General features: G+C 71.3%; 14 protein-coding genes. 3 read left to right on the forward strand and 11 right to left on the reverse strand.

Annotation, left to right across the window (positions count from 1 at the left end; genetic code table 11):
* Nucleotides 1–2 precede the first annotated feature (2 nt).
* Nucleotides 3–329, reverse strand: a complete 327-nt coding sequence (locus P6166_RS15020) for a YerC/YecD family TrpR-related protein (RefSeq protein ID WP_277765254.1) — start codon at nucleotides 327–329, stop codon at nucleotides 3–5.
* A 193-nt stretch (nucleotides 330–522) separates the two neighbouring features.
* On the reverse strand, nucleotides 523–1,926 hold the full coding sequence (hisS, locus tag P6166_RS15025; protein WP_277765255.1) for a histidine--tRNA ligase: 1,404 nt from the start codon (nucleotides 1,924–1,926) through the stop codon (nucleotides 523–525).
* A gap of 255 nt (nucleotides 1,927–2,181) precedes the next feature.
* Between hisS and P6166_RS15030 the strand changes: the two genes are divergently transcribed.
* Nucleotides 2,182–2,805, forward strand: coding sequence for a helix-turn-helix domain-containing protein (locus tag P6166_RS15030; protein ID WP_277765256.1), 624 nt, complete (start codon nucleotides 2,182–2,184; stop codon nucleotides 2,803–2,805).
* A 19-nt stretch (nucleotides 2,806–2,824) separates the two neighbouring features.
* On the opposite strand, the gene P6166_RS15035 is transcribed toward P6166_RS15030, so the two are convergent.
* The 4 genes from P6166_RS15035 to thrA form a co-directional block, all read right to left on the reverse strand.
* Entirely contained in the window at nucleotides 2,825–3,628 is an 804-nt protein-coding gene (locus P6166_RS15035) for a murein L,D-transpeptidase catalytic domain family protein (RefSeq protein WP_277765257.1), read from the reverse strand.
* 124 nt (nucleotides 3,629–3,752) lie between these two features.
* Nucleotides 3,753–5,042 (reverse strand): threonine synthase, encoded by a 1,290-nt coding sequence (gene thrC, locus P6166_RS15040; protein WP_277765258.1) that lies wholly within the window; start codon nucleotides 5,040–5,042, stop codon nucleotides 3,753–3,755.
* Between the two features lie 21 nt (nucleotides 5,043–5,063).
* Nucleotides 5,064–5,987 (reverse strand): homoserine kinase, encoded by a 924-nt coding sequence (locus P6166_RS15045; RefSeq protein WP_277765259.1) that lies wholly within the window; start codon nucleotides 5,985–5,987, stop codon nucleotides 5,064–5,066.
* The gene (gene thrA / locus P6166_RS15050) at nucleotides 5,984–8,488 is read right to left on the reverse strand and encodes a bifunctional aspartate kinase/homoserine dehydrogenase I (protein WP_277765260.1); all 2,505 of its coding nucleotides are present in this window, start codon (nucleotides 8,486–8,488) and stop codon (nucleotides 5,984–5,986) included. The genes P6166_RS15045 and thrA overlap by 4 nt, the downstream gene beginning before the upstream one ends.
* A 373-nt stretch (nucleotides 8,489–8,861) precedes the next feature.
* Between thrA and P6166_RS15055 the strand changes: the two genes are divergently transcribed.
* Entirely contained in the window at nucleotides 8,862–9,233 is a 372-nt protein-coding gene (locus P6166_RS15055) for a DUF488 family protein (RefSeq protein WP_277765261.1), read from the forward strand.
* A 12-nt stretch (nucleotides 9,234–9,245) separates the two neighbouring features.
* On the opposite strand, the gene P6166_RS15060 is transcribed toward P6166_RS15055, so the two are convergent.
* The 4 genes from P6166_RS15060 to P6166_RS15075 form a co-directional block, all read right to left on the reverse strand.
* Complete coding sequence (locus P6166_RS15060; protein ID WP_277765262.1) at nucleotides 9,246–9,461, reverse strand: hypothetical protein; 216 nt, start codon at nucleotides 9,459–9,461, stop codon at nucleotides 9,246–9,248.
* Between the two features lie 326 nt (nucleotides 9,462–9,787).
* Nucleotides 9,788–10,126, reverse strand: coding sequence for a DnaJ domain-containing protein (locus tag P6166_RS15065; RefSeq protein ID WP_277765263.1), 339 nt, complete (start codon nucleotides 10,124–10,126; stop codon nucleotides 9,788–9,790).
* Nucleotides 10,119–10,844, reverse strand: a complete 726-nt coding sequence (locus P6166_RS15070) for a hypothetical protein (protein ID WP_277765264.1) — start codon at nucleotides 10,842–10,844, stop codon at nucleotides 10,119–10,121. The genes P6166_RS15065 and P6166_RS15070 overlap by 8 nt, the downstream gene beginning before the upstream one ends.
* Complete coding sequence (locus tag P6166_RS15075; RefSeq protein WP_277765265.1) at nucleotides 10,844–11,704, reverse strand: DUF2167 domain-containing protein; 861 nt, start codon at nucleotides 11,702–11,704, stop codon at nucleotides 10,844–10,846. Before P6166_RS15075 ends, P6166_RS15070 begins: the two co-directional genes overlap by 1 nt.
* Before the next feature lie 162 nt (nucleotides 11,705–11,866).
* Between P6166_RS15075 and P6166_RS15080 the strand changes: the two genes are divergently transcribed.
* Complete coding sequence (locus P6166_RS15080; protein WP_277765266.1) at nucleotides 11,867–12,118, forward strand: hypothetical protein; 252 nt, start codon at nucleotides 11,867–11,869, stop codon at nucleotides 12,116–12,118.
* A 12-nt stretch (nucleotides 12,119–12,130) separates the two neighbouring features.
* On the opposite strand, the gene P6166_RS15085 is transcribed toward P6166_RS15080, so the two are convergent.
* Nucleotides 12,131–12,472, reverse strand: coding sequence for a transcription initiation protein (locus P6166_RS15085; RefSeq protein ID WP_277765267.1), 342 nt, complete (start codon nucleotides 12,470–12,472; stop codon nucleotides 12,131–12,133).
* Nucleotides 12,473–12,544: the final 72 nt, after the last annotated feature.

Consider the following 12,544-nt stretch of genomic DNA (forward strand, 5'->3'; position numbering starts at 1 on the left):
TCTCAGTGGGATTCGAGGGTTTCGGCGCGTTGCGCCCGCAGCGCGGCGGCATAGCCGCCCGCGCCGTATTCCAGCGTCCGCGCGACGCGACCGATGGTGGTCACGCTGACCTGGGTCAGGTCATGGATTTCGCGGTACGGCACGCCCTTGAGCAGCAGCGGCACCACGCGCCAGCGGTCGGACAGCGCTTCCAGCTCGGCCGGCGTGCACAGGTCGCGCAGGAAGGCGAGCACGTCCTCGGGGGCGTCCAGGCGCGAAAGCGCGTAGGCCAAGGCATGCAGGGAGGCTTGGGCGTCCTGGGAATCAGCGGTGGCGGGGCGTTGTTTCATTGAATTAATGTAATAGCGCGTTAGTACATTAATACAAGACGGGGCCGCGAGCAACCTGCGTGTGGCACTGCCGGGCCCCGTGGGATCGCCGCCGTTCATGCCCACAGGGCCGAAATGCCGACGGCCCCGACGCCTCTCCGCGATGGCGGGGGCGACGGGGCCGTCGGGCAAAGCCTACCCAGCGCGGGCGGGATCACATGACCTTGGCCTGCTCCAGCTCCACGCGCAGGGTGTCGCCGAGTTCCTCGCGCGCCACGTCGAACTGCTGCTCGCGCACCAGGTCCTTCACCGCCACCACGCCGCGCGCGCGCTCCTCCTCGCCCGCCAGCACGACGAACCGGATGCCCGCCTTGGAGGCGTACTGGAACTGCTTGCCGATCTTCTTCGGCTCCATCTGCACTTCGGTGTTGATGCCGGCCGCGCGCAGGCGCCGGGCGATGTCCAGCGAATCGTCCAGCTGCTGCTCGTCCATCAGCGCCACCAGCGCCTGCACGCTGCTGGCCTCGATGCCGGCGATCAGCCCGGCCTCGCGCAACTGCCAGAACAGGCGGGTCAGGCCGATGGAGATGCCCACGCCGGGCAGCCTGGACTTGGTGTAGTGGCTGGCCAGGTTCTCGTAGCGGCCGCCCGAGCAGATCGAGCCGATCTGCGGGTGGTCCTTGAGCAGGGTCTCGTAGACGGTGCCGGTGTAGTAGTCCAGGCCGCGGGCGATGGAGAAGTTGAGGCAGTAGGCGCTTTCCGGCACGCCCAGCGCCTTGACCAGCGAGAGCACGTCGCGCAGTTCGGCCACGCCCTGCGCCAGCGCCGAATCGGCGGACGTGGCCAGCGCCGCCAGCCCCTCGATCCTGGCCAGCGCGTCGGCATGGCTGGCCGAGCGGTAGGACACGAAGCCCAGGATCTTCTCCACCTCGGCGGCCGGGATCCCGAATTCCGCCCCGGTGAGCGTTTCGCGCACGTAATCCGCGCCGCGCTTGTCGAGCTTGTCCACCTCGCGCAGCACGGCCAGCTGGCGCTCGCCCTCGGCCACGCCCAGGCTTTCGAAGAAACCGCGCATCAGCTTGCGGTTGTTGAGCTGGATGGCGAACTCGCCGATCTGCAGCTCCGAGAACACCGCGTGGATCACCGCCAGCACCTCGGCGTCGTAGCGGATGCTCAGTGCGTCCTTGCCGATCACGTCGATGTCGCACTGGTAGAACTCGCGGAAACGGCCGCGCTGGGCGCGCTCGCCGCGGTACACGCGCTGCATCTGGTAGCGGCGGAACGGAAAGGCCAGCTCGTGCTCGTGCTCGGCGACGTAGCGCGCCAGCGGCACGGTGAGGTCGAAGCGCAGCGCCAGTTCGGGCAGCCCACCCTCGCCGCTTTCGTCGGCCTTGGCATTGGCCAGCGCGCCGGTGGACTGCACGAAGTACACCTGGCGCTCGGTCTCGCCGCCGGACTTGGTCAGCAGCACGTCCGACAGCTCGAACACCGGCGTTTCCACCGGCAGGAACCCGAACCGCTCGTAGTTGCGGCGGATGACGTCCAGCATGCGCTGGAACGCGATCTGCTCGCGCGGCAGCAGTTCCATGATGCCGGGCGGCGTACGGGGCTTGATCACTGGTGGAACTCCTGCGACGACGATGAGGGGGAACAAGAACGCACAATTCTACCGGCAGGCGGCCGCGCGTACCGCATGGCGTATGATGGGCGCCTCGTCCACCGCTTTCCGGTGCCCATGTATCGGCCAGCCCCCGTCAGCCCCACGCCCTGCACGCCGGCCTCCGCCGGAGGCGGCGATGGTGCCCCGGTTCTGGAATGCGCCCACTGCGGCATACGCGGCCGCGCGGTGTGCTCGGCCCTTACCGGCGAGGAAATGGCCGCGCTCGACGACGTTACCCAGCCATTGCGGCTGGCACCAGGCGCCACCCTGGCGCGGGCCGGCGACACCCGCCAGTACGTCTACACCCTCACCGAGGGCGCCTTGCGGCTGGTACGCACGCTGCCCGACGGCCGCCGCCAGATCACCGGCTTCGTGCTGCCGGGCGACTACGTGGGCCTGACCGAAAGCCTGCGCCATCGCCACGATATCGAGGCGATCGGCGAAAGCCGCGCCTGCCGCACGCCGCTGGCGGACATGCGGCGCCTGCGCGAACGCTACCCGCAGCTGGAGCGCAAACTCATGCAGCGCACCAGCATGGAGCTGGCCGCCGCGCAGGATGCCGGCCTGCTGCTGGCGCGCCTGCAGCCCAGCGAGCGGCTGGCGCATTTCCTGCTTCGCCTGGGCGCCCGCGGCGCGCTGTCCGGCCGCCCGACCGAAGTGGTGATGCTGCCGATGGGTCGTGGCGACATCGCCGACCATCTCGGCCTGACCATGGAAACGGTGAGCCGCACCTTCACCAAGCTGCGCCAGCAGTCGCTCATCGCGCTGCCGCAGCTGCACAAGGTGCAGATCCTGGACCTTCCCGGCCTGCAACGCCTGGCCGGCGATATCGCCTGAGCGGTCGCGCGCGGCCGGCTCAGCGCCGGCGGCTGGCGTCGGCGCCGGCCTGCGCCAGCTGGCCGCCGCCGCAATCGGCCATCAGCAGCTGCGAACGCTTGAGCCACTGGCTGTCCGGGTAATAGGCGAAGACGAACGAGCCGCCCTGCAGGGTGTCGATCAGCTGGCGCGCGATGGCCGGGCGCACCGCCGGGCAGCCGAGGCTGCGGCCCAGGCGGCCCTGGCTGTGGATCAGCGCTTCGCTCACGTACGGCGCGCCGTGGATGACGATGGCGCGGTCGCGCGCGTTGTCGTTGAAGCCCGGTTCCAGCCCCCGCAGGCGCAGCGAATAGCCGTTGTGCCCGGTGTAGGTTTCCTGGGCGGTGAACGCGCCCAGGCTGGACATGTAGCTGCCATCGCTGTTGGAGAAGCGCGCGGCGAGGTTGTCGCCGGTGTTGCGGCCATGCGCGACCCATTCCTGGAACAGCAGGCGCTGCCGCGCCAAATCGAACACCCACAGGCGGCGCTCGGTGGAGGGACGCGAGTAGTCGATGACGCTCAGCACCGCGTCCTCGCCGACCTGCTGGTGGCGACGCGCGCACTGCAGCGCTTCGGTCGCCAGGCTCAGGACGTGGCGATCGATGGTCGGCGCCTGCTGCGCCAAGGCGTCGATCAGCGCCACGCCCGCCGGCGCGGCGCGGGCGACCGTCGCGGCGGCGTCGGCGGCGGCCGGTGCCGGCGCGGAAGCGCCCGCACGTGGCACGGGCGCGCCCAGCTTGGCCGTGGCCGCAGAAGCCAGCGCGCACAGCGCCGCGAGGGTGGTGATTTTCAGCAAAACACGCATGGACGAACACCTGTCATCTGAGTGGCAGGAGAAACCGAATCCGTCCAGCCCCCCGACAAACGCCCGATATGGCCGCGGCACGCGGCGCTTCCAAGGCGTTCGCGCCGCCCCGTTCGGGTGGCGCTCAGCCGGCCAGCCAGTGCCGGAGCGCAGCATACTCCGCCGCCAGCGGCTCGGCCCGTGCCGGCCGGTTCAGCAACGCGGCCAGCGATTCAGGAACCGGCACCGGCGCGCCGATCAGTGGCTCCACCACGCGCTCGAACTTGGCCGGGTGCGCGGTGGCCGCCACCGCCCAGTCGCCCTGCACGCCTTCGGCGCGCAAGGTCTCCAGCACGTCCACGGCGGTGGCGGTGTGCGGGCAGAACACCTCCCCGTAGCGGCGATGACGCTGCGTGATGGTGCGGCGGATGGTCGCATCGTCCACCGCCGCCGCGGTGAACGCGTCGCGCAACGCGGCATCGTCGCCGTGGTATAGCCAGCGCAGGCGTTCGAAATTGCTGGGCGCGCCCACGTCCATCGCATTGGCCAGGGTGGGCACGCTGGGGGCGGGCCGGAAATCGCCGCCGTCGAAGTAATCCGCCAGCACCGGGTTGGCGTTGGTCGCCAGCGCGATGCGGCCGAGCGGAATGCCCAGCTGCCGCGCAAGGATCGCCGCCAGCGCGTTGCCCAGGTTGCCAGTGGGCACCACGAGGTTGAGCGCGCGGCCGGTGGCTGCGTGGTGGCGAAGCGCGGCGTCGGCGTAGTAGCCCATCTGCGGCAGCCATCGCCCCAGGCTGATGCTGTTGGCCGAACTCAGCGGCACGCGCGCCTGCAACGCTTCGTCGTTGAGCGCGCGCTTCACCATCGCCTGGCAGTCGTCGAACGTGCCGGCCACGCGCAGCGCGTGGATGTTGTCGCCGAAACAGCCCAACTGGTGCGCCTGCCGCGGCGACACGCGGCCATCGGGATACAGCACCACCACCCGCACGCCCGGCTGCCGGTGGAACGCGGCGGCCACCGCCGCGCCGGTATCGCCGGAGGTGGCGACGAGGATCGTCACCTCGCGCCCATCGGCGCGCGGCAGCCGGCGCAGGCACGCGGCAAGGAAGCGCGCGCCGAAATCCTTGAAGGCGGCGGTGGGGCCATGGAACAGCTCCAGCACGTAGTCACCCGGCGTGGCGAGCGCGCGCAGCGGCGCGGGAAACGCATAGGCCTCGGCGCAGATATCCGGCAGCACGTAGGCCAGCGGGTCGCCGTCGAAGAACGGCTGCAACAACGCGGCGGTGCTGGCGGCCAGGTCGGTGCCGGGCACCAGATCGCGCGGCGCCGGAAGCGCCTGCGGCACGTAGAGGCCGCCGTCGGGCGCCAGGCCGGCGGCGAGCGCCTGGCTGAGGGTGGCCGGCGGCGCGGCGCCGCGGGTGGATACGTAGTTCATCGAAGCTCCGTGGGAGAAGGATCAATCGAGCAGGTGCGCGCCCGGGCACGCCAGCGGCGAGACCCAGGCCTGGCTGTCGAAGCCGGCGGCGGCGAAGGCTGCCTGCACCGACGGCGCGGCGGCCTCGGCGGCGGCGCGGGTCTCGTACCAGGCGAACACGCTGGGCCCGGCGCCGGAGATGCTCGCGCCCATCGCGCCGTGCGCGAGCGCGGCCCGCTTGGCGGGCTCGAAGCCGGCGATCAACGGCGCCCGACGCGGCTCTACCAGGACGTCGCGCAGGCCGGCGCGCACCAGTTCGGCATCGCCGGCATGGCAGCCGGCCAGCACCAGGGCCAGGTTCGCGCTCTGTTCGACGAACTCGCCCAGCCGGTAGTCGCCCTGCAACGCGGCGCGCGCGCGGCGCGTTTCCAGCACCGCGTCCGGATGCACCAGCAGGCTGTGCCAGGCATCGTGCACGGGAATGCGTACCAAGCGGTCGGCGGTGGCGAGCACCAGCCCGCCCAGCAGCATCGGGCCGAGGTTGTCGCCGTGGCGGCCGCCGCTGGCGACCGCTTCGCCGGCCAGCGCGAACGGATACAGCGCCTGCGGCGACAACGGCGCATCGAGCAGCGCATTGGCCGCCACCAGCGCGGCCACGCACGAGGCCGCCGAGCCGCCCATGCCCGAGCCCAGCGCGATGCCCTTGTCGATCTCCACCTCGAAGCCGAACGGCAGCGCCAGCGCCTGCCGCAGCGCGATCAGCGCCACGCCGGCGGTGTTGTCCTCGGCGGCGAGCGGCAGTGCCACCGCCGCGCCGCGGATCGCGGCGATGCGTACCGTGGGCGCGTCGATGCGCCGCACCGTCACCGTGTCGCCGACGCCGGCGATGACATGGCCCAGGAGGTCGAAGCCCACCGCCACGTTGCCGACCGAGGCCGGTGAAAAAGCCGTTGCCTGGACCCTCACAGTCGCGTGCCCTCGCCCACCGCCACGCGCAGCAGGTCGGCGAACACGCCGGCCGCGGTCACTTCCGGCCCGGCACCCGGTCCTTGCACCACCAGCGGGTTCTGGCAATAGCGCCCGGTGGTGAACTGCACGATGTTGTCGGTGAGGTGCAGGTTGGCGAAGGCATGGTCGGCCGGCACTTCGACCAGCCCCACGCTTGGGGCGCGGTCCGGCGGCAACTGGGCCACATAGCGCAGTACGTGGCCGCGTGCCCGCGCCTGCGCCAGGCGATGCGCGAACACGGCGTCCACCTCGACCAGCCCGGCCATGAAGGCGTCGATGCCGCCCTCGCGCAAGGTGTCCGGCACCAGGCTTTCCACCGCCACGTCTTCCAGGCTCAGCTCGCGCCCGGCCTCGCGCGCCAGGATCACCAGCTTGCGCGCCACGTCGATGCCGGAGAGGTCATCGCGCGGGTCCGGCTCGGTGTAGCCCATCGCCTTGGCCTGGGCGACCAGTTCGGAGAACGGCAGCGAGCCATCGTACTTGTTGAACAGCCACGCCAGGGTGCCGGAGAAGATGCCTTCGATGGAGGTCACGCGGTCGCCGGTATCCACCAGGTCGCGCAGCGTGGTGATCACCGGCAGGCCGGCGCCGACCGTGGCCTCGTAGCGGAAGCGCGCGCCGCTGCCGGCCGCCGCCTGCTGGATGGCGCGGTAGCGCGCCAACGGCCCGGCGCCGGCCTGCTTGTTCGGCGTGACCACGTGGATGCCGGCGGCCAGCCAGTCGGCGTAGCGGTCGGCGACATCGGCGCTGCCGCTGCAATCGATGATCACCGCGTGCGGCAGGTTGGCGTCGAGCAGGTGCGCGGTGAAGCGGTCCAGGTCGGTGGCCTCGCGCGCGCCGGCGAAGGCCGGCCGCCAGTCGCCATCCAACGTGCGCTCGCCCAGGCACATGCGGCTGCGCGAGGCAATGGCGCGCACGCGCAGGTCCAGGTTGGCCTTGGCCAGCAGCTGCGGCTGCGCGGCGCCGAGCTGGTCCAGCAGCGCGGCGCCGACGTTGCCCGGGCCGATCACGCCCACCGCGAAGGTCTGCGGCGAGAGCCAGAAGCCGGCATGCGCGGCGCGCAATGCGCGCGTGGCGTGTGCGCTGTCGATGGCCACGGAGATGTTGCGCTCCGAGGAGCCCTGCGCGATGGCGAGGATGTTGACCTGCGCGCGGCCGAGCGACTCGAACAGCCGCGCCGCCACGCCGGGCTGGCCGGCCATGCCGTCGCCCACCGCCGCCAGCACGCTCACGCCGCCGGTCAGTTGCACGCGCTGCACCTGCCCCACCGCCAGTTCATGGGTGAAGGCCAGCAGCAGCGCGTCCTGCGCGCGCGCCGATTCTTCCTCGCGCACCACGCAGCAGATCGAATGTTCCGAGGAGCCCTGGGAGATCATCACCACCGACACGCGGGCGTTGCGCAGCGCCGCGAACACGCGCTCGGCGGTGCCGGGCACGCCGATCAGGCCGGTGCCTTCCAGGTTGAGGATGGACAGGCCCGGGCTCAAGGTGAGCCCCTTGATCGGGCCGCCCACCGCGCTGCGGGCGCTGATGCGCGTGCCGGGGTGTTCGGGCTGGAAGGTGTTGCGGATGATGATCGGCAAGCCGCGCTCGATGGCCGGCGACATCGTCTGCGGGTGGACCACCTTGGCGCCGAAGTAGGCCAGCTCGCAGGCTTCGTCGTAGCTGAGGGTTTCCAGCTGCACCGCCTCGGGCACCACGCGCGGATCGGCCGAGAGCACGCCGTCCACGTCGGTCCAGATATGCAGTTCGTCGGCCTCGAACAGCGCCGCGAAGATCGCCCCGGAGTAATCGCTGCCGTTGCGCCCCAAGGTGGTGACGCGGCCGGCGCGGTCGCGCGCGACGAAACCGGTGGCGACCACGCGCGCGTGCGGCTGCGCCTGCCGCCACTGCGCCAGGCGCTCGGCGCTGGTGCTCCAGTCCACGTCCACGCCCAGTTCGCCGCGGTTGACCACCAGCACCTCGCGCGCGTCGAGCACCGCGCAGGGCTCGCCGAGCGCGCGCAGGTGTTCGCCCAGCAGCTGGGCCGAGTACACCTCGCCCAGGCCCTGCACGCGGTCCAGCACCTCGCGCGGCAGTTCGCCGATCACCGCCAGCGCGGCGAGGATCTCGGCCAACTGGTCGAACTGCCGGTCCAGCCATTCGATCAGCGCGCCGGCATGTTCGCCGAGCAGCGCCACCGCCGCGCCGCGGTGGCGCGCGCGCGTCTCGTGCCACAGCTCGCGCCACTCGGGCCGGCCGGCGGCGGCCTGGCCGGCCATGTCGATCAGCGCGTCGGTCACGCCTTTCATCGCCGAGACCACGGTGACCTGGCGGCTTTCCTCGCGCGCCAGCAGCAGCTGCGCCACGTGGCGATAGCGCGAGGCGTCGGCCACCGAGGTGCCGCCGAACTTGTGCACCACGGTGCGGGGCGCGGCCGGCGACAGCGGGGCGGAAGGTAACGCGGAAGCAGACGACATGACTGACCTCGTGTGGAGGCCCCGCCTGTGCTGGATCATTCGACCGGGAGCCAACCCCCGCATCCTGATCCGGGTGCGGGGCCGTGGTTTTCGGAAACTACGCGAAGACGACGGGCCGCACCGTGCGAGTGGTACGGGTGGTAATGGTGGTGGTAATGGCCACGAGGGCCGACGCCAGCGCGCCCGTGCCGGGAACCGGCAACGTGGAGGCGAAGGGGGCGGCGCATGCGTGCATGACGCCCACGATTCAGCATCGCCCCGGGGGCTGTCAAGAGGGACGAGGCACAACGCGCGAACAGGATCGTCACGGTTGCAATGGCAACTTTTTCGCCGCCGATCGCGGCACCTCGCATCCTTCGCGCCGGAGCCTGCCATGAGCCTGAAGATCAAGCGCATCTACGACCCCGCCGGCGAACACGACGGCGCCCGCGTCCTGGTGGAGCGCGGATGGCCGCGCGGCGTGAGCAAGGCGCGCGCGCAGCTGGAAGACTGGCTGAAAGACCTCGCGCCCTCGCCCGCCCTGCGCGCGTGGTGGGACCACGACCCGGCGCGGATGGTGGCGTTCACCGAGCGCTACCGCGCCGAGCTGCACGACGGCGCGCACCAGGCCGCGCTGGCGCGGCTGCGCGAGATCATCGCCCGGCACCCCACCACCACGTTGCTGTACGCCGCGCAGGACCCGGTGGTGAACCACGCCCACGTGCTGCAGAACTACCTGGCCGCACCGCGGCACGCGCATCACTGAGCGGCGCGGGCCTCAGCCGAAACGGCGCACCAGGCGCTCGCCGGCGTCCGAGCGCAGCACCACTTCGGTGGGCTGGCCGGTGGTCCAGGCATGCAGGCGCGCCATCATCTCCGCGTTGCGCAGCGCGCCATCCTGCGCGAGGTAACGCAACGGGCTCCACTGCGGGCGCGATACCAGCCAGGCATCCTCGAACTGTTCGACCGCCACTACATAGCACTGCTTGTCCATGCGGGCTCCTTGAATCGCCTCGATGTAGGGAAATCCCGAAAGCGCTGGTCACGGCGAGCCGCGGCGGGGCGCCAAGCACCGGGGGAGTCCCGCGAATTGGGGAGGCGGGGACGGTGATTCCAGCTTTTCGGTCCCGGCTCGACCTTACTCAAGGGTTCGCGGTGGAGTAGCCACACGGCGCCGCGTCCGGTGCCGATACGGTGTCACGGATATGCCGCCGCGGTCCTCGGCGAACACTGGATAGCGGGGTCAGAAAAATCCGATTTTCGATGCCGACCGGTCGCGTGCCCGGGATATGGCGCCGCGCGCGGGCGGCCGGCCTGCGCTCAGCGGCCGCCGCGTACGCGCAGGGCGGTGTCGTAGGCGGCGTTGATCCGGCGCGCTTGCTGTTCGGCCAGCGCCACCCGTTCCGGCCCGAGGTGCTGCACCTTGTCCGGGTGGTATTGGCTGATGCGCCGCTTGTAGGCGGCCACGATCTCCTCGCGCCCCGCCTGCTCGTCCACTTCGAGCACCTCGAACCAGCGCGGCGCGGGCGCGTCCTCGGGCACCGGCGGCGGCGCCGACGCGGCCTCGTCGCTGCCGCGGCCCCGCAGCAGCGGCAGGAATACCGCGACCAGCCAGTAGCCGATCACGAAGGCCACGCCAACGACGAGCCACTCAGCCATCCGCATCGGCGATCTCCAGCAGGCGGGCGTGACGGGACGCCAGCACCGCCAGGCGGGCGTTGTCGGCATCGGCGAACTCGCGCATCAACGCCAGGCGCGCAAGCAGCGGCGCGCGCAGGCGACGCAGCGCGCCCTGCGGCAGCGTGGCGGTGGCGAAGGCCAGGCCATCGACATCCAGCGCCTGGCGCAGGCTCACCTTGCGCACCACGTTGAGCGCGAACGGCGGGCAGGCGAGCGTGTCGGCCGCAATCGACCACAACGCGCCGCGCGACAGGCCCAGCGCGTCGCGCCGGCGCACCAGGTAGACCACCATCGCCGCGGAGAGCAGGTAGACCGCCCCCACCAGCGCCAGCAGCCCGACGGCGTGCCGCCAGGCCAGCAGCAGCACCGGCAGCGCGCCGAACAGCAGCAGCGCCATCATCCCCACGCCGACCTGCAGCGGCCGCAATGCCGCGCGCAGCGCCTGCACCCGCGCGAGGGCAGCGGCCGGCGAAGGCGCGGCCTCGCGCATCCACGACAGCCGCAGCAGCGGCCGCCAGGGCGTCCACGGCGACGGCACGAACAGGTAGCCGCCGCGCCACTGCACCTCGCCACCGGTCGTGGCCGCCCAACCGCGGCGACGCGGCCAGGCGAGCAGTTCATCCACGTGCACGCGCAGCGCCGAGTCGTACAGATGGAAGGCGAGGATGCCGGCCAGCAGCCACAGGTCGGCAGGCATCACCGGACGGTCTTGCCCTTCTCTTGCGCCGGCTTGCGCGAGAACAGCTTGCGCAACCACGCGCCCACCGCCACCACGCCGGCCACCACCAACTTCCACATGCTGGCCAGGAACGCGCCGATGGCGCCGAACAGGCCCTTCTTGGCGGCGACCGCGGCCGCACCGCCGGTCACCAGCGCCGCCAGCCCGTACTCGGCCACGTGGTCGCCCGCGCGGAACTCGGCATAGCGCTCGCCGGCCTTGTATTCGTAACCCGGCAGCACGCGCTTGAAATCGGCGATGGCGCCATCGAACTGCTCCGGCGAGGCGACCACCACCACTTCCATCACGCCATGCCGGCCAAGCAGGCGCGTGTTGTAGTTGATGCTCTGCGCGTGGCTGGTCTCGTTCTCGCCGACGATGGCCCATTCCAGGTTGTTCACCGACTTGTCGTACTTGGGCTGGAAACGCCAGCCGGTGACGTGCATCAGGTCCCAGCCCTTCTCCTTGCGCTCCTTGTTGGAGGCCTCGGTGCCCTGGCGGATGGAGGCCAGCAGGTCGTCGGCGTCGAGCTTGTCGTTGTCCTTGACGTAGCCGATGCCGCTGTAGGTGAAGAACGCCACCCAGCTCAGGTCCTGCGGCGCGAAGGTGTAGATGTCCTCCGTGCCCTGCGGGTTCTGCATCATGCGGTTGAGTTCGCGCGTGCCCTTCGCGCCGAGGAAGGCATAACCCTCCGGGACCTCGATGGTGGCCTTGCCCGCGATATCGCCGGTGGCCTTGCCGATCTGCCACGGCAGCGAGGATACGTCCTGCTCGGCCCGGGCCGGCGCCACGCTCACGCACAGCAGCGCCGCAAGCAGCGCCACGAAAATGGACTTCATGTGTTTTCCCCTGTCGGCCGACCTTGGCCAGCGCACATTCTAGCCAGCGCGCGATTGCGGCCACAACGCGCCCGCGCCGGGGCGAGCAGGCCGCGCCGCCCGTCTCATCCGGTGAGACGTGCGCGCGCTACCTTGGCGCGCATGAGCACGGATACGCCCAGCATGAGCACGGATATGCCCATCGCCCTCGCCTATGCCCAGGCCTACGCCTTGCTGCGCGCGGCCGGCGCCAGCGACCAGGCGACGTTCGACATCGCCTTCAGCCGCGCCCATGGACGCCTGCTGGAGGACTTTCCCGAGCAGCACGCCGACATCATCCACACGCTGCTTGGCTTCGCCCGGCAGTTGGGCCGCGCGGCCGCCTGGCGGGAGGCGCTGCCCGCGCAGCGCGCGCCGGCCCCGCCGCGCGCCTAGGCCGCGCGGCGATCAGACCTGCGGATCGAACTGGAATACGCGCAGTTCCTGTTCGCACCGGCACGCGCGGGCGATGCGCGCGGCCCAGGCGATGGCGTCCTCGCGCGTGGGCAGGTCGAGCACGGTGAACCCGCCCTCCAGCGCGGGCGCCCAAGGGTAGCCGCCGGGCGTCACCCCGCCGTCGGCCGACACCCGCACCGGCGGCGAGCGCTCGTCGATACCGCCGGCGAACACGTACACGCCGGCAGCCTTGGCCTCGTCGATCACGGCGTGCGCGGCGCGGCCCACAGCCGCGAATTCCGCCTCGGGCACCTGCATCGCCGCGCTGGGAAAAGAGATCAGGTACATGGCCATCGGGGCCTCCGGGTTTCAGTAAAACTACGCATGCCGGACAAGCGCTTCTACGGATGTGCCGCGGCGCGACGA

The organism is Stenotrophomonas sp. HITSZ_GD (genome assembly GCF_029543105.1).
Lineage (GTDB): Bacteria > Pseudomonadota > Gammaproteobacteria > Xanthomonadales > Xanthomonadaceae > Stenotrophomonas_A.

Bases quoted from the DNA above. Each gene is read 5' to 3' on its own strand.
- P6166_RS15065 (WP_277765263.1), bottom strand. From the start codon at position 10,126: ATGGCTGAGTGGCTCGTCGTTGGCGTGGCCTTCGTGATCGGCTACTGG.
- P6166_RS15085 (WP_277765267.1), bottom strand. From the start codon at position 12,472: ATGGCCATGTACCTGATCTCTTTTCCCAGCGCGGCGATGCAGGTGCCC.
- thrC (WP_277765258.1), bottom strand. From the start codon at position 5,042: ATGAACTACGTATCCACCCGCGGCGCCGCGCCGCCGGCCACCCTCAGC.
- P6166_RS15070 (WP_277765264.1), bottom strand. From the start codon at position 10,844: ATGCCTGCCGACCTGTGGCTGCTGGCCGGCATCCTCGCCTTCCATCTG.
- P6166_RS15075 (WP_277765265.1), bottom strand. From the start codon at position 11,704: ATGAAGTCCATTTTCGTGGCGCTGCTTGCGGCGCTGCTGTGCGTGAGC.
- P6166_RS15060 (WP_277765262.1), bottom strand. From the start codon at position 9,461: ATGGACAAGCAGTGCTATGTAGTGGCGGTCGAACAGTTCGAGGATGCC.
- P6166_RS15055 (WP_277765261.1), top strand. From the start codon at position 8,862: ATGAGCCTGAAGATCAAGCGCATCTACGACCCCGCCGGCGAACACGAC.
- P6166_RS15020 (WP_277765254.1), bottom strand. From the start codon at position 329: ATGAAACAACGCCCCGCCACCGCTGATTCCCAGGACGCCCAAGCCTCC.
- P6166_RS15035 (WP_277765257.1), bottom strand. From the start codon at position 3,628: ATGCGTGTTTTGCTGAAAATCACCACCCTCGCGGCGCTGTGCGCGCTG.
- P6166_RS15030 (WP_277765256.1), top strand. From the start codon at position 2,182: ATGGCCGCGCTCGACGACGTTACCCAGCCATTGCGGCTGGCACCAGGC.
- P6166_RS15080 (WP_277765266.1), top strand. From the start codon at position 11,867: ATGAGCACGGATATGCCCATCGCCCTCGCCTATGCCCAGGCCTACGCC.
- thrA (WP_277765260.1), bottom strand. From the start codon at position 8,488: ATGTCGTCTGCTTCCGCGTTACCTTCCGCCCCGCTGTCGCCGGCCGCG.